Annotated in this window: 17 protein-coding genes and 1 pseudogene; 4 read left to right on the top strand and 14 right to left on the bottom strand. The window is 62.7% G+C overall.

Annotation, left to right across the window (positions count from 1 at the left end; all coding sequences use genetic code 11):
- The first annotated feature begins 76 nt into the window (after positions 1–76).
- Both grxD and ACMV18_RS01470 read left to right on the top strand, forming a co-directional pair.
- Positions 77–394: a Grx4 family monothiol glutaredoxin gene (gene grxD, locus ACMV18_RS01475; RefSeq protein WP_420816415.1), complete on the top strand. Its 318-nt coding sequence runs from the start codon at positions 77–79 to the stop codon at positions 392–394.
- 6 nt (positions 395–400) lie between these two features.
- Complete coding sequence (locus ACMV18_RS01470; protein WP_420816414.1) at positions 401–970, top strand: UbiX family flavin prenyltransferase; 570 nt, start codon at positions 401–403, stop codon at positions 968–970.
- A gap of 6 nt (positions 971–976) precedes the next feature.
- Here the strand turns inward: ACMV18_RS01470 and ACMV18_RS01465 are convergent, their stop codons facing one another.
- Positions 977–1,657: a lytic transglycosylase domain-containing protein gene (locus ACMV18_RS01465; protein ID WP_420816413.1), complete on the bottom strand. Its 681-nt coding sequence runs from the start codon at positions 1,655–1,657 to the stop codon at positions 977–979.
- A gap of 52 nt (positions 1,658–1,709) precedes the next feature.
- Positions 1,710–3,470 (bottom strand): proline--tRNA ligase, encoded by a 1,761-nt coding sequence (locus ACMV18_RS01460; protein ID WP_420816412.1) that lies wholly within the window; start codon positions 3,468–3,470, stop codon positions 1,710–1,712.
- 101 nt (positions 3,471–3,571) lie between these two features.
- Between ACMV18_RS01460 and ACMV18_RS01455 the strand changes: the two genes are divergently transcribed.
- Complete coding sequence (locus ACMV18_RS01455) at positions 3,572–4,186, top strand: RNA pyrophosphohydrolase (RefSeq protein ID WP_420816411.1); 615 nt, start codon at positions 3,572–3,574, stop codon at positions 4,184–4,186.
- A gap of 100 nt (positions 4,187–4,286) precedes the next feature.
- Here the strand turns inward: ACMV18_RS01455 and ACMV18_RS01450 are convergent, their stop codons facing one another.
- The 11 genes and pseudogenes from ACMV18_RS01450 to ACMV18_RS01400 form a co-directional block, all read right to left on the bottom strand.
- Entirely contained in the window at positions 4,287–5,342 is a 1,056-nt protein-coding gene (locus tag ACMV18_RS01450; protein WP_374255881.1) for a putative solute-binding protein, read from the bottom strand.
- Positions 5,343–5,453: 111 nt separating this feature from the next.
- Positions 5,454–6,572, bottom strand: coding sequence for a glutamate 5-kinase (proB, locus tag ACMV18_RS01445; RefSeq protein ID WP_420816410.1), 1,119 nt, complete (start codon positions 6,570–6,572; stop codon positions 5,454–5,456).
- A gap of 607 nt (positions 6,573–7,179) precedes the next feature.
- Positions 7,180–8,286 (bottom strand): annotated as a pseudogene (cgtA, locus tag ACMV18_RS01440) (Obg family GTPase CgtA); the annotation flags it as partial.
- Positions 8,287–8,445: 159 nt separating this feature from the next.
- Positions 8,446–8,703, bottom strand: a complete 258-nt coding sequence (gene rpmA / locus ACMV18_RS01435) for a 50S ribosomal protein L27 (protein ID WP_374255878.1) — start codon at positions 8,701–8,703, stop codon at positions 8,446–8,448.
- 45 nt (positions 8,704–8,748) lie between these two features.
- A complete protein-coding gene (gene rplU, locus ACMV18_RS01430; RefSeq protein WP_420816409.1) occupies positions 8,749–9,060 on the bottom strand; it encodes a 50S ribosomal protein L21 in 312 nt (103 codons plus the stop codon).
- 52 nt (positions 9,061–9,112) lie between these two features.
- Positions 9,113–10,354 (bottom strand): patatin-like phospholipase family protein, encoded by a 1,242-nt coding sequence (locus ACMV18_RS01425; RefSeq protein ID WP_420816408.1) that lies wholly within the window; start codon positions 10,352–10,354, stop codon positions 9,113–9,115.
- 47 nt (positions 10,355–10,401) lie between these two features.
- Positions 10,402–11,295: an arginase gene (gene rocF / locus ACMV18_RS01420; RefSeq protein ID WP_420816424.1), complete on the bottom strand. Its 894-nt coding sequence runs from the start codon at positions 11,293–11,295 to the stop codon at positions 10,402–10,404.
- Positions 11,296–11,400: 105 nt separating this feature from the next.
- Positions 11,401–12,306, bottom strand: a complete 906-nt coding sequence (locus ACMV18_RS01415; protein ID WP_420816407.1) for a TIGR00730 family Rossman fold protein — start codon at positions 12,304–12,306, stop codon at positions 11,401–11,403.
- 26 nt (positions 12,307–12,332) lie between these two features.
- A complete protein-coding gene (locus ACMV18_RS01410; protein WP_420816406.1) occupies positions 12,333–13,121 on the bottom strand; it encodes a HesA/MoeB/ThiF family protein in 789 nt (262 codons plus the stop codon).
- A gap of 37 nt (positions 13,122–13,158) precedes the next feature.
- A complete protein-coding gene (locus ACMV18_RS01405) occupies positions 13,159–14,598 on the bottom strand; it encodes a S41 family peptidase (RefSeq protein WP_420816405.1) in 1,440 nt (479 codons plus the stop codon).
- Between the two features lie 198 nt (positions 14,599–14,796).
- Complete coding sequence (locus ACMV18_RS01400) at positions 14,797–15,765, bottom strand: MBL fold metallo-hydrolase (RefSeq protein ID WP_420816404.1); 969 nt, start codon at positions 15,763–15,765, stop codon at positions 14,797–14,799.
- A gap of 161 nt (positions 15,766–15,926) precedes the next feature.
- Between ACMV18_RS01400 and ACMV18_RS01395 the strand changes: the two genes are divergently transcribed.
- The gene (locus ACMV18_RS01395) at positions 15,927–18,695 is read left to right on the top strand and encodes a CHASE domain-containing protein (protein ID WP_420816403.1); all 2,769 of its coding nucleotides are present in this window, start codon (positions 15,927–15,929) and stop codon (positions 18,693–18,695) included.
- Here the strand turns inward: ACMV18_RS01395 and ACMV18_RS01390 are convergent, their stop codons facing one another.
- A complete protein-coding gene (locus ACMV18_RS01390; protein WP_420816402.1) occupies positions 18,696–20,558 on the bottom strand; it encodes a polysaccharide biosynthesis protein in 1,863 nt (620 codons plus the stop codon).
- Positions 20,559–20,614 lie beyond the last annotated feature (56 nt).

Here is a 20,614-nt window from a genome sequence, read left to right as displayed (position 1 = left end):
CAACAGCCCCACTCGCCCCGAAACCCCGCAGGCCTGATATAACCGGGCCTGTTTTCTTTTTTGACATTGGTTTCTTATGAGCGACGTTCAACAACGCATCGACGAGTTGGTCAAGGGCAATCACGTGGTCCTGTTCATGAAGGGCACCGCACAGTTCCCCCAATGCGGCTTCTCGGGCCGTGCTGTCCAGATCCTGAAGGCCTGCGGCGTGACCGATCTGAAGACGGTCAACGTGCTGGAAGATGAAGCCATTCGCCAAGGCATCAAAGAGTACGCCAACTGGCCCACCATCCCTCAGCTGTACATCAACGGTGAGTTCATCGGTGGCTCGGACATCATGATGGAGATGTACCAAGCTGGCGAACTGCAACAAACCCTGGCTGGCGGCCAATAAGCCACCATGACACGACCCCGCCGACTGATCGTCGGGATCACGGGTGCCAGCGGCGCCGTCTATGGCGTGCGCCTGCTGCAGCGCGCCCGTGAACTGGGCGTGCAAACCCACCTGGTGGCCACGCCCGCAGGCATCCTGAATGCGCACCACGAACTGGGCCTGGACCGCACAGCCCTGGAAGCCTTGGCCGATCAGGCCCACGCTCCGGGTGATGTGGGCGCCTGCATTGCCAGTGGCAGCTTCATGACCGATGCCATGGTGATCGCGCCGTGCAGCATGAAGACGCTGGCCGCCGTGGCGCATGGCCTGGGCGACAACCTCCTGACCCGCGCGGCCGATGTGACGCTGAAAGAGCGCCGCCGCCTGGTGCTGATGGTGCGAGAAACGCCCTTCAACCTTGCGCACCTGCGCAACATGACGTCGGTGACCGAGATGGGCGGCATTGTGTTCCCGCCTCTGCCAGCGTTCTACCACCGCCCGCAAAGCATTGACGAACTGGTGCAGGACACGGTGGAGAGGGTGCTCAGCCTCGTTCAGATCGAGCAAGCCCAACCACAGGCGTGGCAGGGGCTCTGACGCCGTTCAGCGACCAGACCAGGCGATGGTATTGACGCCCGCACCGCTGCGGGCGTCTGCCACGCGTGTGCCCACCAAACCGTCAAGCTGACGCCAGCCTCGCGCCGCCGCAGTGACCATGTTCGGATACTCGGCACGCCCACGGCTGCCGTTGTATCGGCCCAGCGCATAAAAGAGATTGCCCTTTTCGCGATCCAGGTAATGCCGCAAGATCACACAGCCAAACCGAATGTTGGTCTGCATGTGAAACAGGCTGGCCGGATCGCCGTTGCCAATGGTGCGCGCCCAAAACGGCATGATCTGCATGTAGCCCCGCGCCCCCACAGGCGAGATGGCGTACTTGCGAAACCCACTTTCCACCTGAATCAGGCCCAGTACCAGCGAAGGTTCCAGCCCCGCGCGTTTGGCCTCGTAGCACACGGTGTTCAGGAACTCCATGCGCACCAGTTGCTCGGGCTTGCGTTTGATGAGGCGGTCTTCCTGCGCCACCGACCAGCGCTCGCACTGGCGACGCTGAACGTCATCGGCAAACACCAGCTTGGGCGGCTCGCCCCGCCCCACGGCCGCCGACAGGGCCGACCGCACCGAGTCGGCCAAGGGCTCTTCAATCTGGGCGCCAGCCCAGGCATGCGGCAGCCCACCTGCGATCCACATCGAGGTAAGCAGGGCCGCGCGCCACGCGCGCATCACACGCAAAACTGACACCATTTCCAGATGGTACGCCCAGGTGGCCGCCTTGTCAGGCGTTCTGCAGGCGTGCCATCAAGTGACCCAGCACATCGCCCACAGGCAGCTTGCTGGCTTCGGCATCCTGACGGCCTTGGTACTCGGCCACGCCTTCCTTGAGGCCCTTGTCGCCAAAGACCACGCGGTGCGGCACGCCAATCAGCTCCCAGTCGGCAAACATGGCACCGGGGCGCTCGCCACGGTCATCCAGGATGACGTCCACGCCCTGGGCCAGCAGTTGCGCGTGCAACTCATCGGCCGCCGCCCTGACGGCCTCGGAGCGGTCGTAGCCCACCGGGCAGATCACCACGGTGAACGGGGCGATCGAATCCGGCCAGATGATGCCGCGGTCGTCGTGCTTCTGCTCGATGGCCGCACCCAGGATGCGGGTCACACCGATGCCGTAACAACCCATTTCGAAATGCTTGGGCTTGCCATCCACATCCAGGAAGGTGGCATTCATGGACTTGGAGTACTTGGTACCCAGGTAGAACACGTGCCCCACTTCGATGCCACGCTGGATGGCCAGCACGCCCTTGCCGTCTGGCGAAGGATCGCCCTCCACCACATTGCGGATGTCGGCCACCAGATCGGGCTCGGGCAGGTCACGCCCCCAGTTCACGCCCTGGATGTGGAAGCCTTCTTCGTTGGCGCCACACACCCAGTCCGACATATTGGCCACGGTGCGGTCGGCGATGACCTTGACGTTCTGGACACCAATGGGGCCCAGGTAACCCGGCTTGGTGCCGAAATGGGCCACGATTTCCGACTCGGTGGCAAAGCGGAAACCCGCCTTGAGGCCCGAACCATCGGCCAGCTGGATCTTGCCCGCCTTGACTTCGTTGAGGTCGTGGTCGCCACGCACCAGCAGCAGCCAGATGGTGGACTTGACGATCTCGCCTTGCTCGTTGGTGTCGTCGGTGGCCAGTACCAGCGATTTGACGGTCTGGCTCAGGGGCAAGCCCAGCAAGGCTGCCACATCCGGGCAGGTGCTCTTGCCGGGGGTGGCCACCTTTTGCAGGGCCACGTTGGCGGCGCCACGCTCGGCCAACAGGCCCACGGCTTCGGCCAGTTCGATGTTGGCGGCGTAGTCGCTGGTGGGACAGTAGACGATGGCGTCTTCACCCGTGTCGGCGATCACCTGGAACTCATGCGAACGATCGCCCCCGATGGCGCCCGTGTCGGCAGCCACGGCACGGAACTGCAAGCCCAGACGCTCGAAGATGCGGGTGTAGGCCGCATACATGGCGTCGTAGGTCTTGCCTGCGCTCTCGACATCACGGTCAAAAGAGTACGCGTCCTTCATCGTGAACTCGCGGCCACGCATCACCCCAAAGCGAGGGCGACGCTCGTCACGGAACTTGGTCTGAATCTGGTAGAAGTTCTTGGGCAACTGACGGTAGCTGCGCAGCTCCTGGCGAGCAATGTCGGTGATGACTTCTTCGGCCGTCGGCTGGATGACGAAGTCGCGGCCATGGCGGTCCTTGAACCGCAGCATTTCCTCGCCCATCTTCTCGAAACGGCCGGTTTCCGCCCACAGCTCGGCGGGCTGCACCACCGGCATGGTCAGCTCGACGCAGCCAGCCTTGTTCAGCTCGTCGCGGATGATGTTTTCCACCTTGCGGATGGTGCGCAGGCCCATCGGCATGTAGTTGTACAGACCGGCGCCCAGCTTTTTGATCAGGCCGGCACGCATCATCAGCTTGTGGCTGACGATTTCTGCGTCAGCGGGAGCTTCCTTGAGGGTGGAAATGAAGAACTGAGAGGCTTTCATGGCATGAAAACGCACCGCAGGCCGCCTGTCAGGGCAATCGCTCTAGTCGAGCACGGCAATGCGGTGCAATAATGAATCTAGTTGAAAATTTGGAGTTGATTATGCTCGACCGTGAAGGCTTTCGGCCGAACGTCGGCATCATCCTGCTCAATCACCGTAACCAGGTCTTCTGGGGCAAGCGCATTCGCACCCATTCCTGGCAGTTTCCTCAGGGCGGCATCAAACACGGTGAGTCGCCAGAGCAGGCGATGTACCGCGAGCTCCACGAAGAAGTGGGCTTGCTGCCCGACCACGTCCGCATCATCGCCAGAACCCGTGATTGGCTGCGCTATGAGGTGCCTCAGCACTTCATTCGCAAGGATGCACGCGGCCATTACAAGGGCCAGAAACAGATCTGGTTCCTGCTGCAATTGATGGGTCGGGATTCCGACATGAATTTGCGTGCCACCAGTCATCCCGAATTCGATGCCTGGCGTTGGCACGAATACTGGGTGCCGCTGGAAAGCGTGATCGAGTTCAAGCGGGGCGTCTACGAGATGGCCCTGCAAGAGTTGGCTCGCTTCCTGCCTCGCCCTCAGCCACACACCAACCGCTTCTTGCGCGGCCATGTGCGCATGGGCATGCGACGGGACACGGACTTGCTGATGCCCGACGACGCCCACCCCGAAGAGGCGAACGCCCTGCATCTGGACCATGATCACATGGCCGAGCGCTGAACCTTCGCTGACACCGCCCCAAAAACAAGAGCCCGGTCATCGCTGACACGGGCTCTTTGTTTGTCAGGGGCCGGGCCTTGACCCGGCACACCCGGCTGACTTATTCCACTTCACGTGGGGTGGCGCACTCGGCATCCGAGGGGTTCACGCTGCAGCGGGCCTTCTTGATGATGTTCAGACCGGTCTTGTTGTAGAAGCCCAGCTTGGCAATCTCGATGCGCGACTCGCGGAACATCAGCGCGTACTTGGGGATGCTCTCGGCAGGCAGGTCTTGCCACATCGATGCGGGAATGCCCTTTTCGGCCGTGCGCACGATGCTCAGCGCGCGGTCGAACTGCGACAGCCAATACTGACGCGACTTCTCGCCAAAGCCTTCGGGGAACTTGGCCTTGTTGAGGATCACTTGCACCGTGGGGATCACGATGGGCAGGCGACCAATGCCACCCTGGCTGCCAATGCCCTTGGACAACTCGAAGGGCTTGAAAGCCACGGCCGGCAGGGTCACCATGTCGACAAAGCCATTGTTGAACTTGGGACCGATGTTGGTCACATCCACCGACACCGGCTGCGCGCCAATGCGCTGAATCATCACGCCCTGGGCCTTGTCGTAGTCAAAGGCAGCGATCTTCTTGCCCGACAGGCCTTCGACGGTGTTGATCTTGCGGTCACGCACCATGGGGTACGCGGCGCCCAGCGGGAAGATGCCACCGACTTCGTAGTTGCCTTCGACCATCAGCTTGCCAGCCTTGGGATCAGCAAACACCTGGATGACCTTGCGCACGACTTCGTAGCCGGCGTCGATGTCCACCTTGCCGTTCTTGACGATGGTGGTGGAGCCGATGCTGTCGAGCGTGGCAGCCACGCTGTTGAACGGACGGGTGCGGAAGGCGGTGGCGATCACGGCATCACATTGGCCGGAGCGGAAGTCCTCGATGGCAACGCGTTCGTCCACGTAGCTCTTGAGCTCCAGATCGGCGCCGTTCTTTTGCATGGCCACGGCATAGTCGGTGGCGCCAGCGTACACGTCACCGGTTTTACCAGCCACGTCCCACACACACACCAGGCTCTTGGCCTGTGCGGCACCGGCGCTCAGGAGCGCAACAGCAGCCAAGGCCAAGGGAGTCGAACGAAGAACAACGCGGGTCATCAGGGACATGGAGAGCCTCCTCGGGCAGGATCACGTGAAATAAGCACGGATGGCTTTTTACGTGGAGAAGTGGCGCTCACAGGGCAGGATCTACCCTGATATGACCCTGTTCCGGGGGGATCAGGCCAGGACGAGGTTGTCCCGATGGATCATTTCAGGCTCATGGCTGAAGCCCAGCGCCGCCTCGATCTCGCCCGACGCCTTGCGCGCGATCAGGCGTGCCTCGCTGCTGGCGTAGTTGGCCAAGCCACGGGCCACGTCCTGCCCTTGGCTGTTACGCACGGCGATGACATCACCACGGAAGAACTCGCCCACGACCTCGGTCATGCCGATGGGCAGCAGGCTGGCGCCTTCGTCGCGCAGTTTGCGCACCGCGCCATCGTCCACGATGACCGCGCCACGCAATTGCAGGTGATCTGCCATCCATTGCTTGCGTGCGGTCAGTTTGGCGGTATCGGCCACGAACAGGGAGCCAATGGCCTCACCCTGCGTCAGGCGCACCAGCACGTCAGGTTCACGCCCCCAGGCGATGACCGTCGAGGCCCCGCTGCCAGCCGCGCGCTTGGCCGCCAGCACTTTGGTGATCATGCCGCCCGTGCCCACACGCGAGCCTGCTCCACCGGCCATTTGCTCCAGAGCGGGGTCCCCCGCCGTGCAAACGTCAATGAACCGGGCCGCCGGGTCCTTGCGAGGATCGGCGCTGTACAGGCCCTTCTGATCGGTGAGGATCACGAGGGCATCGGCCTCGACCAGGTTGGCCACCAGGGCCCCCAAGGTGTCGTTGTCCCCGAACTTGATCTCGTCGGTGACCACGGTGTCGTTTTCGTTGATGACCGGCACCACCTTGTGCGACAGGAGCGTCAGCAGGGTGGAACGGGCATTGAGGTAACGCTCGCGGTCGGCCAGGTCTGCGTGCGTCAGCAGCACCTGAGCGCTGCCCATGCCGTGTTCACGCAGCTTGGTTTCGTACATCTGCGCCAGCCCCATCTGGCCCACGGCGGCGGCGGCCTGCAGTTCGTGGATTTCCTTGGGACGTGTGGCCCACCCCAATCGCTTCATACCTTCGGCAATGGCCCCACTGGAGACCATGATGACCTCGCGACCATCGTGGGCCAGTGCCGCCATCTGCCGGCACCAGGTGCCGATGGCTTCGGCATCGACGCCCTTGCCTTCATTGGTGACCAGACTGGAACCCACCTTGACCACAATGCGGCGGGCGTTCTTCAACACATCGTTCATGGGCGGGACTCGGTCGGGTCAGGCAAGGATCAGGGACAGGGGATCAGCGTGCGGTCTTCTTGGTGGCTGCTTTCTTGGCGACCACCTTCTTGGCAGCGACCTTCTTCACGGCCGCCTTCTTGACTGCAACGGCTTTCTTCGCGGCCACTTTGGGGGCGGCTGCCTTTTTCGTTGCCACCTTGGTCACCACAGCCTTCTTGGCAGCCGGCTTCACTGCGACCTTCTTGGCGGGCGTCACAGGCTTGGCTGCGGCCTTCTTGATGGCTGATGCCACCTTCACAGCCGCCTTTTTGGCCGGTGCGGCTTTCTGGGTCGCCACCACCTTCGGCGCGGCAGCCTTCTTCACCACAGCAGTTTTCACTGCGGCCTTTTTAGCGGCCACCTTTTTGGCGGGGGCCTTCTTGGCCGGGGCCTTGTCCGCAGCCGGTTTGGCCACGACCGGGGTCACCGCTGCGGCCTTCGGCGCTGCTTTTTTGACAACTGCCGTCTTGGCTGCAACCTTCTTTGCCGCGACCTTCTTGGCGGGCGCCTTCTTCGCAGCAGGCTTCTTGGCAGCGGCCTTCTTGGTCGCACCGGCTGCCTGTTTCGGCTTGATCAGAGCGGTCAGATCGTCGTCGTACTCCAAGCCGGCACGCGCCACCAGATCGCTGGCCATGGGCAGGCTGGCCTCCACGTCAAAGCGAATGTCCGCTTCTTCATGGTGCTCCTGCATGCTGGCCACGTGCTGGTAAATGGTCTGCACCAGCTGCTCGCAACCTTGACGGGTCAAGGCCGAGATCTGGAAGACAGGGCCCTTCCAGCCATAGCGGCGCACGAACTCCAGCACGCGCGTCATGCGCTCGGCTTCGGGGATCATGTCCAGCTTGTTGAGCACCAGCCAGCGTGGCTTGTTGTACAGCTCATCGTCGTAGATCTTGAGCTCGTTGACGATGGCGCGGGCTTGCTGCACGGGATCGGTGTCGTCAAACGGAGCCAGGTCGATCACGTGCAACAGCACGCGGGTGCGCTGCAGGTGGCGCAGGAACTGGTGACCCAGACCAGCCCCCTCGGAGGCGCCTTCGATCAGACCAGGAATGTCGGCAACCACAAAGCTCTTTTCCGGCCCCACGCGCACCACACCCAGGTTGGGGTGGAGGGTCGTGAAGGGGTAGTCGGCGATCTTGGGACGGGCGTTCGAGATGGCAGCGATCAGGGTCGACTTGCCGGCATTCGGCATGCCCAGCAGGCCCACATCGGCCAGCACGCGCAGTTCGAGCTTGAGCTTGTATGCCTCGCCAGGCCAGCCCGGCGTCTTCTTGCGGGGCGCACGGTTGGTGGCGGTCTTGTAGTGCAGGTTGCCGAAGCCGCCGTCACCGCCCTTGGCCAGCAGGCGCTTTTCGCCGTGCTCCAGCAACTCCATCATCAATTGGCCTGTTTCGGCGTTGCGGATGATGGTGCCCACGGGCATGCGCAGCACGATGTCTTCGCCGGCGGCACCAAACTGATCGGAGCCACGGCCTTGTTCGCCGTTGCGGGCTTCGTGACGGCGCGCGTAGCGGTAGTCAATCAGCGTGTTGATGTTGCGGTCTGCGACCACATAGACGTGCCCGCCTCGCCCGCCGTCGCCCCCGTTGGGGCCGCCGAAGGGAATGAACTTCTCACGACGGAAGCTGATGCATCCGCTACCACCGTTACCGGCGGCCACATCAATGGTGGCTTCATCGACGAATTTCATGAGACGGGTGTCCTTGCTTGAGCAGAAGCTGGGATTATCCCGCCTCTGACAGAGAGAAAACAGAATCGATGCCACAGAACGTGGCACCCAAACACAAAAGCCCCGGCATGCCGGGGCTTTGGTTCAGCAGCCCACTGAAGGGCCACTTGATCGCCGAGATCAGACGGGGGTCACGATCACGGTCTTGCGGTTCAGAGAACCCTTGGTCGCGAACGACACGGTACCGTCGACCAGTGCGAACAGCGTGTGGTCGCGGCCGGTGCCGACGTTAGCACCAGCGTGGAAACGGGTGCCGCGTTGACGGACGATGATGGAACCAGCGGAGATCACTTGACCGCCGAAGGCCTTCACGCCCAGCATCTTTGGTTGCGAGTCACGGCCGTTCCGCGTGGAACCGCCGCCTTTTTTCTGTGCCATGGATCTGCTCCTTGGTGACTGAAGTTAGACGATGAAGGCGCGAGATCAGGCGTTCACGGAGCTGATTTGCAGCTCGGTGAAATTCTGACGGTGGCCTTGGCGCTTTTGGTAGTGCTTACGGCGGCGCATCTTGAAGATGCGGACCTTGTCGTGACGACCATGAGCCACCACGACTGCCTTGACGGTTGCGCCAGCCACCAGAGGCGTACCAACCTTGAGTTCAGCGCCGGAGCCGACTGCCAGAACCTGGTCGATCACGATCTCTTGGCCAACTTCCGCAGCAATCTGTTCTACTTTAATCTTTTCGCCAGCAGCAACCTTGTATTGCTTGCCACCGGTTTTTACGACCGCGTACATGTTGAGACCTTTCAGGAAAGAACTAATCCTCGCCTTTACAAAGCGAAGCTCTCTACTTTAGCACTGTCTCAATCCCATGTAAAGGGGCCGCCTCACCTTGGGGCTGCTCCTGCCGCCAACCAAAGAAGCGCTCCACCTCATCGCGGCGCGCCAGGGCGTCGGTGAAGCCCAGGTGCATCAGCTCGCGGGTGAAGGACGACTCGAACAGCAGGTAACTCGCCAGGGCTGTGCCGCGTGCGGTCTTGCCCTGCCCATACACACCCACCGCACGCAGCATGGCACGCACCGCTGGCGGCAGGGCCCACAAATGTTTGGCGGCGATGTCGTCAATGCGCTGACTGGGTGCAATCACCAGGATGTCCACCGGACGCAAGCTGGTCTGCGCACGCTGCTCAGGCGTCAGCAAGCTCAGGGTGTGATTGATGCGGCGCATGCGCTCGATGTCGACCGCCAGTGCATCCAGAAAGATGCTGGACATGGCGTGACCGGCGATCTGCGCGAGGTTGGGGTACTCGGCCACGGTGGGACGGGTGGCAGGCGGCTCGTGCAAGCGCCCTGCTCCCACGACCAGGATGCGGTCGGCACCCAGATGAATGGCCGGCGAGATCGGAGCGGCTTGGCGCATGGAGCCGTCGCCAAAGTACTGAGGCTGCCCGCCCACCGTCAGCGGCACGGAGGGAAACACGAACGGAATGGCGGCCGACGCCAGCAGGTGGTCAACGGTCAGTTGGTCACGCACGCTCATGCGCTGGGATCGGGTCCAAGGCGACACTTCGCTCGCGCAGTCGTAGAACGTGACGTGCTCCCCTGTGGTGTAACTGGAGGCCGACACGGCCACGGCATCCAGGTGTCCCTCAGCCATGAGCTTGGGCAAGCGGTCGACCTGCATCAACTGCGGCAACAGTTCTTGCAAGGGACTGTTGTCCAGCAAGGACCGAGGCCGCATGCGCCGCCACCGCGCCACCGCCCACCCTAAAGAGAACAGCGCCAGCCACTTGGCACCCGTCTGCATGATGCCAAGCGAGTCGGCCCGATAGACCTGCTCGGCACGGAAGTCGCGCCACACATCCACCATGGTGCGCAAGGCCAATTCGTAATGATCGGCCTGACACGCCAGGGCCATGCCATTGAGGGCCCCAGCCGATGTCCCGCAAATGATCTGGAAGGGGTTGCCCCGCCGACGCTCACCCACGTCACGGCGAATCAGTTGCAATGCTTGCAAGACCCCGACCTGATAGGCCGCACGCGCCCCACCACCAGTGAGTACAAGGGCTGTTTTGGTATTTGAGTGCATGCTGTTTGAATCGGGTCGGCCAGCCCGAACTGAATCGGGAACGCCCCTCAGGATCGACGACGCATCAAGGTGGACTTGCCGAAGAGGCTTTCCACCAAATCCACCACCAGTTCCGCCGTTCGGTTCTGAATGTCACGCGCCGGGTTCAATTCAACGATGTCCATCGACGCCACCCGTCCGGTATCTGCCAGCATTTCCATGCAGAGCTGCGCTTCGCGGTAAGTCGGCCCGCCTCGCACGGGCGTCCCCACCCCCGGCGCGATGTCCGGATCCAGAAAGTCGACATCGAAACTCACGTGGAGATGCGTGTGCTCATCGACGCCGAGCAAAGCCTGCTGCATCACGTGGCGCATGCCCACTTCATCCAGATGCCGCATGTCGAACACCTCGAGCCCTGCCGCATGCACAAAGCGGCGCTCCAGCGGATCCACGCTGCGCACACCCACCTGCCGGATCTGCTCCGCCGCCAAGGCAGGCGACAAATCCGCATCCCGGTCCATCACACCCGCCGCCACAGCCAGCAATTCACGCGGGCCATGCCCACACAAAATGGCCACTGGCATGCCATGCAGGTTGCCACTGGGGGTGATGTCACTGGTGTTGAAGTCGGCGTGCGCATCCAGCCAGATCACCCGCAGGTGTTGCCCGGTGGCGCGGCAATGCTGCGCGACCGCGCCAATGGAGCCCACCGCCACGCTGTGATCGCCCCCCAGCACCATGGGGATGTCTCGGGCCGCCAAAGCTTCTGCGACTTGCTGATAGACGCCCCGATTCCAGGCCACACATTCAGCAAGATGGCGATAGCCGTCCTGGGGCGGGTGGCATGGATTAGGGGGGCCCTGGACATTGCCTGCGTCCTGTACGGACAGGCCCAGCCGGGCCAGTGCGTCCGGCAAGCCGGCCACGCGCAACGCATCGGGCCCCAGCGAGGCCCCGCGCATGCTCGCGCCGATGTCTGTCGGCACCCCGATCAATCGTACGCTGGCAGCGTCTGGCAAGTGGATCTGTGTCACGGCGCAGGACGTCTCAGTCAAGACGCCTTCACCTTACCAGCCGCAGGCGATATCCGCATCGGGTTGACCCAGGCCGTAGACCTTCTGCAACGTTGCCCAAGCCTCGTCGGCGGTCTCGACGTAGTGGAAAAGTCCCAAGTCTTGGGGGCTGATCATGCCGGTTTCGACCAGGTAATCGAAGTTGATCAGTTTGGTCCAGAACTCGCGCCCGAACAGCAGCACAGGACGCTTGCGGCATTTGCCGGTTTGAATCAGGGTCAGGGTTTCAAACAGCTCATCCAGCGTCCCGAAGCCACCTGGGAAACACACCAGCGCGACCGAGCGCATCAGGAAGTGCATCTTGCGTAGGGCAAAGTAATGGAACTGGAAGCACAGTTTGGGGGTGATGTAAGGGTTGGGCTCTTGTTCGTGGGGCAGCACGATGTTGAGCCCAATGCTCTTGCCACCGACTTCGTGCGCGCCACGATTACCCGCCTCCATGACACCTGGCCCCCCGCCCGTCACGACGTAGATGGGGTTGTCGAGCTTGGCGGAGTTGTTGGTGACCAGCGCCGAGAAGGCTCGGGCCTCCTCGTAGTAGCGCGACATGTCGACCTGACGCTGTGCCTGACGAACAGCCAGATCTCGCTCAGGTCCGTCCGGCAGATCCATGGCCGCACGCAAGCGAGCTTGTGATTCGTCTGCGGGGAGGATGCGTGCGCTGCCAAACACCACGATGGTGGACTCGACCCCCTCCTCACGCTGAACCATTTCTGGCTTGAGCAACTCCAGTTGCATGCGCACAGGACGCAGATCGGGGTGAAGCAGAAAGTCGCTGTCCGTGAAAGCCAACTCGTAACTGCTGTCATCACCGCCATACAAAGAAGGGCGACTGGCGTTGAGCGCATCCTGGCCAGCGGTGGGGAAGTTGCGGCCGTGCAGTTCTTTGGGATTGTTCATCGTCTGCCTCTCTTCTTGTAGTGAAGTCAGTCTCGGGTGGGCGGCGGCGTGCCACACACCGGACACATGGGGTTCCGGCGCGCGCGCATGGCGGTCCAGGACCAATCGCGTCCATCGAATATCAACAATCGGCCCGCCAGACTTTGGTGATGACCGGGCGCCCCCGCCTCGGTCAACCCAGCCAGCAGTTTGATGGCCTCGCCCGCCTGCATGACGCCCATCATGCCGACCACGGGCGCGAACACGCCCAACATGGCACAACGGGTTTCTTCCGGTGGCGCGTCAGGAGGGAACAGGCAGGCGTAGCAAGGGGCCTCGGGCACCCGCGGGTCAAACACACTGATTTGCCCATCAAAGCGCACCGCAGACGCCGACACCAGAGGCACCCCCGCCTGACGGCAGGCGCGGTTGATGGTCTGACGGATGGCGAAACGGTCGGTGCAGTCCAGCACGACATCGGCCTGCGGCACCCATTCGGCCAGCAAGGCGTCATCCGCCGCTTGCGCGATGGCATGCACCCGCACACCCGGATTGAGTTGCGCGATGGCCAACTGCGCAGACAGCACCTTGGCCTGCCCCACGCGGTCGGTGGTGTGCGCAATTTGTCGCTGCAGATTGGTCAGGTCGACCGTATCAGGATCCATGACCGTGATACGTCCCACACCGGCCGACGCCAGATACATCAATGCCGGAGCACCCAGGCCGCCCGCACCGATGACCAGCGCATGCGCGGACAACAGGCGCTCTTGCGCGGCCTCCGACCACTCATCCAACAGGAGGTGGCGGCTGTATCGAAGCTGTTGATCGTCGTCCAACAATCTCACCCCGTGCGCAGGCACGGGTCCATGGTGATTACTGAGCCTTGCTGTCCTCAGGCTTGCGCTCGGTCATGGTCTTGGACACCTGAACGGGCTTGCCCTTGAGTTGATTCAACGCTTGCTGCAGCGGGAAGTCTTCGGCAGAGCCAAACTCAGGCAGAGGCTTGGGTTCGGCCTTCTTGCTGGTGGACTCTTCCAGCTTCTTGATGGCTTCTTCACGCGCCTTTTCGCGCGCTTCATCCTTCACTTCGGTGCCTTGGCCGCTGCCGATGTGCTTTTCAAGGTCGGCTTCGCGCACGCGCAGGGCCGAGTACAGATTGCCGTCGGCGCTTTCATCCACCATCACGTCAGGCACGATGCCCTTGGCCTGAATGGAGCGGCCGCTCGGTGTGTAGTAACGCGCCGTGGTGATCTTGAGCGCGGTTTCGGCCGTCAGTTGACGCACGGTCTGCACCGAGCCCTTGCCGAAGGTCTGGCCACCCATAATGACGGCGCGCTTGTGATCCTGCAGCGCGCCGGAAACGATTTCGGACGCCGAAGCAGACCCTTCGTTCACCAGCACGACCAGCGGGATGGACTTCAACGCGGCGGGCAGCTTGGCCAGCGGGTCAGAGCCGTAGCGGCGCGAGTAGTCTTCGGCTCGCGCCTTGAAGATCGCCTTGGACTCTGGCAATTGGCCGTTGGTCGACACCACGGGCACATCCTTGGGCAAGAAAGCCGACGAAATGGCAATCGCCCCTTCCAGCAAACCACCCGGATCATTGCGGAGGTCCAGCACCAAGCCCTTCAGCTTGGGATCTTCCTTGTACAAGGCATTGACCTTGGCCACGAAATCTTCCACCGTGCGGTCTTGGAACTGACTGACACGGACCCAGCCATAACCGGGCTCGACCATCTTGGCGCGCACGCTCTGAACACGAATCTCTTCGCGGACGATGGTCACGGGGAAGCTGCGGTTTTCAGCCTTGCGGAACACCGTCAGGATCACCTTGGTGTTGGGCTCGCCGCGCATGCGCTTGACGGCCTGATCCATGGTCAGACCCTTGACGAAGGTGTCGTCGATCTTGGTGATCAGGTCGCCCGTCTTGAGGCCTGCACGGAAAGCCGGGGAGCCTTCAATGGGCGAGACGACTTTGACCAGACCGTCTTCCATCCCGATTTCGATGCCAACCCCGACAAACTTGCCGGTGGTGCCTTCACGGAATTCCTTGAACGAATTCTTGTCGAAATAGACCGAGTGCGGGTCCAGCCCCGACACCATGCCACCGATGGCATCGCTGATGAGCTTCTTCTCATCCACCGGTTCGACATAGTCGGTCTTGATCATGCCGAAGACCGCCGCGAGCTGCTGCATTTCTTCCAGCGGCAGGGGGGCCACAGAATTTCGGGCGGTCGCCCCGAACTGCATGGTGGTCAAACCACCGGCCAGCGCACCCAGCGCAACCCAGCCTGCAATCTTCAATTTGGAAGTCATGGCGTTTGTCAGCCCTTTGGAACCCGCGCAACGAGCTGTCCGCACGAGCCCGTCTTCTTGAGCGGTCAGTATAGGACCGCGCTGCGCCCCTCACAGAGGAATAACGAGAGAACTTGCCCCTAGTTGCAAAGTTTCACGTTGCTCGGACGCTGCATTGGGGGCGCAGGCGCGGCAAAGGGGCGCCAAGCGCCCCGCTGGTCACGGCTGAATCGGTGCGAAATCTGCCGGTACCCAGCTGAAGCGATGACGTCCGTCGGCACGGACGTGCCCGATTCCCGGGAACGGCAAATGCGCCCCCGCCACCATGAGCGCGTCCTTGGCCGTCCAACCCAACACCTTCAGCCGGGTCGCCAACGCCTGCTTGGGATAGGTGTCGAACTCGATGGTGACCTCCGGCTGCGGCATCTGAACGGCGACGTTGTGAACGATGTCACCCCAGACCAGCAACTTTTGTCCACGGGACTCAAACAGGTAGCTGGTGTGTCCAGGTGTGTGGCCGTTGGTACTGATGGGCTTGATGCCAGGCAGGATCTCAGCCGTCCCTTCGTAGGTGGTCAGGCGACCGTCTTTGGCGTAGGGGGCCACAGCGGTCTGCGGGATCTGAAAGAACCCTCGCGCAGACTCAGGGGCTTTGGCCATGTTGTCGGCGCTCAGCCAGTAATCTGCATCGGTCTTGGCAACGAAGACACGTGCCTTCGGAAACGCCACCTGCCCCTCGGGGGTGAGCAAGCCACCCACGTGGTCACCGTGCAAATGGGTCAGCAACACGGCATCAATTTGAGCGGGGTCGTAACCTGCCGCCTTGATATTGGCCAGCACATTCCCCAAGGTCGGACCAAACACCTTGGCCGCGCCCGCATCCACCAACACCAGTTTGTCGCCCGTGTTGACCAGGTAGGCAATCACGGCCGTGGGGGTCGGCGACGTGCGGAAGGCGTCCTGCAAATGCTGGCGAATCTGGGCGGACGTCGCGCCCTTGAGCAATTTGGTATCGAGCATGATTTGACCGTCGTAGAGCGCGGTCACCTCGAACTGCCCCACCATGTGACGGTACCAGCCCGGCACCTGCGTCTTGATCTGGGCGGCGTCGGCCAAGGCCAGGGTAGGCGCCCCCATGGTTGCCAAAGCCAGAATCAGCGTGGACAAACTGCGGTTGAATCTCTTCATGCTTGCTTCTCCTCCTTCAATCAGAGCGGCCCAGTCTAGGTGTTTAACGTGATATGCGTCAGTTATCACCTCAAATCCCTACAAAGAGAGGCCGTTACAGGTGCTAAGGTATGTCCTGAAAACAGGTAGTCACCTTGCCGCCGCACATGGCACCGCCCCGCATGCCCTCGAAGTTCGACTCCAAGCTATTTCGGTTCGTGATGGCCGCGACGACGTGCGCTGCCACGGGCATGGTCTGTGTGTCACTGGCCGCCCCGAACGGCTACGTCTCGCCGGTGTATCTGGCGGCGGGCCTGGGGGTGGCTTATGCACTGGGCTGGGGCGCCAGCATGTTCTGGCCGGTCTGGCTGGCCGGCACGATCGTCACACTGCACTTCAGCTGGATGAGCGGCGCCACGGATCTGCTCGGTAAACCGTTGTGGCAGGCCCTGCTGATCGGAGGCGGCGCTGCGCTGCAGGTGCTGGTGGCGCGCGCGCTGGCACGTTGGGTGGAGCCAGGCCCCCTGGATTTGACCCGACCTTCACGGGCCGTGCGGTTTCTGCTGCTGGTCGGACCGATAGCGTGTCTGACCAGTGCCAGCGTGGCGTGCATGACCATGGTCATGCTCAATGGTTTGCCTTGGCAGGCTGCCCCGCACATTTTTGTCGGCTGGTGGGCGGGCGATGCCTTGGGCGTGCTGGTCGGCGTTCCCATCATGTTGCCCTTGGTGGCGCAGCCTGCTGAAGTATGGCGACCTCGTCGTCGGCGCGTAGCCCTGCCACTGGCCATCACGGCGCTGGCCCTGACCTTGTCCATCCGGCAGGTACAAGACTGGGAGATCGAACGCAAGGATGCCGTCTTTGCGCAAGCGGTTGATTCAACCGCCAAGGCGGTGGAGCTGCGGCTGACCGGCTACCTGCATGCCTTGGAAAGCATGGCAGGTTTGATGGAAGCATCGGACGAGGTGACGCGCAGCGAGTTCAAGCAAGCGTCCCACTATTGGCTGAACTCCTTGGGCGGCGTGCAAGCTCTGGGATGGGAAGCGCGGGTCGCGGCCTCGGCATTGGCTTCGTTTGAAGCGCGTCAGCGACAGTCTGGCTTGCCGGACTATCGGACCTTTGACGAAGGACGGGTGCCGCCGGCGGGCGATGAGGTGGTCGCGATCACCTACGCCGAACCTCAGGACAAGAATCTGCGCGCGTTTGGTTTCAATCTGCTGTCACGACCTGCCTCCCGCGAGGCTTATGAGCGGGCGCGTGACACCGGCATGGCGGTGGCGTCGCAGGCCATGAAACTGGCGCAGGAAAGCGGGCATCAGCGGGGCATGGCTGTCTACCGAGCGATTTACCAAGGGAAAACAGAGTCGATTGAAGAGCGCCGTCGCGCGGCGATCGGTGCGGTGTTTCTGGCTGTGCGCATGGACGACATGATGCAATCGATGATGGAGGGCGCACCGGCGTACATCGATGCCTGCCTCTTCGAGTACGCCGAAGGTCAGCGCCAGTTGCTGGGCGGCGATGCGGCATGCCATGCGGGCGTTCCCGCCAGTGCCAAAGTTCACCGCACCGTTGTCCCCATTTCGTTTGCGCAGCGGACATGGGAATTGGACATCTGGGCCAAAGGACCGATCCCGATTCCGGGTGGCGGTGGCACCTATTGGTTGGCGGCGGCAGGAGGGGCATTTCTCAGCACGGCACTGGCGGCACTGCTGCTGGCCATGACCGGTCACACGCGCCGACTGGAACAGGCGCGTGACGAGGCCAAGGAGTTGGCACGTCAGGCCGAAGCCGCCAATCGCGCCAAGAGTGACTTCCTGTCTCGCATGAGTCATGAACTGCGGACGCCGCTGAACGCTGTGCTCGGGTTTGCGCAGGTGATGGAACTGGACAAGCAAAACCCGCTGGAGGGCGCGCAGTTGCGGCGCACCAAGCAGATCCAGCAAGCCGGTTGGCATTTGCTGGACATGATCGACGACGTCCTGGATCTGTCGCGCATGGACACCGGCACCTTGCGGCTGGAAACCACCGCCATCCCGCTGACAGAGGCGCTGCAATCCGTTGCCAACCTGTTTGACGAGATGGCCCGCAAACAAGGCATCCATCTGAATTGGCCCGACCAGGTCCCGGCGAGTTGGGGCGTGCAGGCGGACGCCACCCGGCTCCGTCAGATCCTGACCAATCTGGTGAGCAACGCCATCAAGTACAACAAGCCGGACGGCTCCGTGACAGTCAGAGTTCAACAATCTCGTGATGCCCAGGGACACCCGCTCACACACTTCATCGTGGCGGACACAGGCTTGGGCATGAGCGATCAGCAGCTGTCGTCCTTGTTCCAGCCGTTCAACCGCCTGGGCCGTGAACGCAACACGCCGGATGGCACCGGCATCGGCCTCGTCATCAGTCGGCACCTGGCCGCGTTGATGGGCGGCACGCTGGAGGTCAGCAGCCAAGATCATGTTGGCAGCACTTTCACGCTGACGCTGCCTGCTGCCAACGTGCAGATGCCAGAGACGCCTGCCACAACAGCCGTGTTTCAGGACGCCACGACCGCACCGCGTGCCGCGCCAGCACCCAAGCATGTGCTGTACATCGAAGACAACCAGGTCAATGGCGAGTTGATCCGCGTGGCCCTGATGACGCGCCCCGACCTGACGGTCACCGTCACCCCCACGTCAGAAGAAGGCCTGGCCTTGCTGAAACAGCACACGCAGACACGTCGGCCAGACCTGATCCTGCTCGACATGCACCTGCCCGATGTGCCGGGCATGGAGGTCCTGCACATCCTCAAGTCCCAGCCGGAGACCAGCAAAATTCCGGTTCTGGTGATTTCAGCCGATGCGCTGCCCGCCCAGATCGAAGCAGCCAAGCAGGCCGGCGCCCTCGACTACATCACCAAGCCGGTCAACATGCCCAAGCTGCTGGCGCAAATCAACGACCTGCTGGATCACTGATCAGCGAGGCGCGTATTCGGGCACCAGGTCGTGCAAGCGGGCACGCAGCACCGAGGGTGTGGCGGCCGCATCATCCGACGCCAACGCCATGAGACGCTCCATCCAGTCGGCAGGCAACTCACCGCGCAACTGCGCCAGACGCAGGCGGGGGTGAGGCGTGGGCAGCGTAGTGTCGGCATCGGCCAGCAGTTCTTCGTAGAGCTTTTCGCCCGGGCGCAGGCCGCTGAAGACGATGGGGCTCTCGGCCTCGGTGTGACCGCTCAGGCGAATCAGCTCGCGGGCCAGGTCGGCGATCTTGACCGACTGCCCCATGTCCATCACGAACACCTGCCCCGACTCGGCCAGGGCCGCTGCCTGCAAAACCAATTGCGCGGCTTCGGGGATGGTCATGAAGTAGCGGGTGATCTCGGGGTGCGTGACCGTCACGGGTCCACCCTTGGCGATCTGTTCTTTGAACTTGGGGATGACGCTGCCGCTGGAGCCCAGCACGTTGCCGAAGCGCACCGCCATGTAGCGGGTGCCGGGCGCTTTGGTGGCCCAGTGCGACACCACCATTTCGGCGGCACGCTTGGTGGCGCCCATGACGTTGGTGGGGTTCACGGCCTTGTCGGTCGAGATCAGCACAAATCGCTTGACCCCGCACTCGGCTGCGGCCTGCGCCGCCAGGTAGGTGCCCAGCGTGTTGTTGCGCAAGGCCATCCAGGCGTTGTCGTCTTCCATCAAGGGAACGTGCTTGTACGCCGCGGCATGGAAGACCAGATCCGGCTGATGCAATTGCATGGCGCGACGCAAGGCCGACAGGTCCTTGACGTCACCGACCAGGCGCACCAGGGGCAGGTGCGGGAAGCGCTCGCCGAGGTCTTGCTCGACCTGGTACAGGGCAAACTCGCTGAGTTCAAACAGGATGATGCGGCTCGGACCGAACCGGGCGATTTGCCGGCACAACTCGGACCCGATGGAGCCCCCTGCCCCGGTCACGAACACAGCACGGCCGCTGATCAGACTAGAGACCGCGTTTTCGTCGAGCTTGACGGGCTCACGCCCCAGGACATCTTCAGGCTCGATGTCGCGGACCCGGTCCACGCGGGAGCGACCTTCACGCAACTCGTCAGCCGATGGCACGGTGACCACGGGCAAACCGGTGGCTGAAGCCAGCGCCAGCACCCGCTTGCGTTGCTCGACACTGGCCGAGGGCATGGCCAAGACCAAGTGGGTGGCGTCTTCAAGGTTGCGGGCATCGGTCAGCAGGTCCAGGCCGCCCAGCACGGGCACCCCGGCAATGCGGGCGCCCTGCTTGCGTGGATCGTCGTCGAGCAAGCCCACCACCGTCCAGCCACGGTGCTGGATGCCGGCAATCAGCAACTTCCCCGCAGCGCCAGCCCCCAAGACCAGTGCCCGCTGGCCGTTGGTGTGCGCCCCGGTGCGCCGCGCCCGAGACGATTCGCTGAGCATGCGCACCGTCATGCGCGCCAAGGCCAGGTTGATGAGGGTGAGCACCGGATGCAAGGCCAGCACCGCACGGGGCACCTCGACCAGTTGCGCCATCAGCACCACCACCGCGCTGGCCAGACCCGCGCCCAAGCACACCCAGGCCAAACGCGTGATGTCGTGGAAGCCGACGTAGCGCCAGCTGGCACGCGGCACGCCCAGGGCCCAGGATACGGCGCTGTAGACAGCGATCACGCCCAGCACCACAGCCCAGTCGTAAGCCGGACGCTCGTACAGCCAGCGCTCGACCCCCATGCGAAACAGGTAGGTGGTGTGCCAGGCCAGCAGGATCAACAGGGCATCGGCCAGCATCACCGCCAACTGGCGACGGGGACGCAAATGATCCAGCAAACGGTCAATAGAGGTCCAAAACATGGTGGACAAGAGGGTGAAGACTTCAGAACACGAACGCCAACCTGCCATTGTGCCTG

The sequence above is a fragment of the Aquabacterium sp. genome (assembly GCF_048860245.1).
Taxonomy (GTDB): domain Bacteria; phylum Pseudomonadota; class Gammaproteobacteria; order Burkholderiales; family Burkholderiaceae_C; genus Aquabacterium.
This window is presented reverse-complemented; position numbering and strand designations above follow the sequence as displayed.

What these genes read in the sequence shown, in the direction of transcription:
- grxD (WP_420816415.1), top strand. Translation starts at nt 77, where the DNA reads ATGAGCGACGTTCAACAACGCATCGACGAGTTGGTCAAGGGCAATCAC.
- ACMV18_RS01470 (WP_420816414.1), top strand. Translation starts at nt 401, where the DNA reads ATGACACGACCCCGCCGACTGATCGTCGGGATCACGGGTGCCAGCGGC.
- ACMV18_RS01465 (WP_420816413.1), bottom strand. Translation starts at nt 1,657, where the DNA reads ATGCGCGCGTGGCGCGCGGCCCTGCTTACCTCGATGTGGATCGCAGGT.
- ACMV18_RS01460 (WP_420816412.1), bottom strand. Translation starts at nt 3,470, where the DNA reads ATGAAAGCCTCTCAGTTCTTCATTTCCACCCTCAAGGAAGCTCCCGCT.
- ACMV18_RS01455 (WP_420816411.1), top strand. Translation starts at nt 3,572, where the DNA reads ATGCTCGACCGTGAAGGCTTTCGGCCGAACGTCGGCATCATCCTGCTC.
- ACMV18_RS01450 (WP_374255881.1), bottom strand. Translation starts at nt 5,342, where the DNA reads ATGTCCCTGATGACCCGCGTTGTTCTTCGTTCGACTCCCTTGGCCTTG.
- proB (WP_420816410.1), bottom strand. Translation starts at nt 6,572, where the DNA reads ATGAACGATGTGTTGAAGAACGCCCGCCGCATTGTGGTCAAGGTGGGT.
- rpmA (WP_374255878.1), bottom strand. Translation starts at nt 8,703, where the DNA reads ATGGCACAGAAAAAAGGCGGCGGTTCCACGCGGAACGGCCGTGACTCG.
- rplU (WP_420816409.1), bottom strand. Translation starts at nt 9,060, where the DNA reads ATGTACGCGGTCGTAAAAACCGGTGGCAAGCAATACAAGGTTGCTGCT.
- ACMV18_RS01425 (WP_420816408.1), bottom strand. Translation starts at nt 10,354, where the DNA reads ATGCACTCAAATACCAAAACAGCCCTTGTACTCACTGGTGGTGGGGCG.
- rocF (WP_420816424.1), bottom strand. Translation starts at nt 11,295, where the DNA reads ATGCGCGGGGCCTCGCTGGGGCCCGATGCGTTGCGCGTGGCCGGCTTG.
- ACMV18_RS01415 (WP_420816407.1), bottom strand. Translation starts at nt 12,306, where the DNA reads ATGAACAATCCCAAAGAACTGCACGGCCGCAACTTCCCCACCGCTGGC.
- ACMV18_RS01405 (WP_420816405.1), bottom strand. Translation starts at nt 14,598, where the DNA reads ATGACTTCCAAATTGAAGATTGCAGGCTGGGTTGCGCTGGGTGCGCTG.
- ACMV18_RS01400 (WP_420816404.1), bottom strand. Translation starts at nt 15,765, where the DNA reads ATGAAGAGATTCAACCGCAGTTTGTCCACGCTGATTCTGGCTTTGGCA.
- ACMV18_RS01395 (WP_420816403.1), top strand. Translation starts at nt 15,927, where the DNA reads ATGCCCTCGAAGTTCGACTCCAAGCTATTTCGGTTCGTGATGGCCGCG.
- ACMV18_RS01390 (WP_420816402.1), bottom strand. Translation starts at nt 20,558, where the DNA reads ATGTTTTGGACCTCTATTGACCGTTTGCTGGATCATTTGCGTCCCCGT.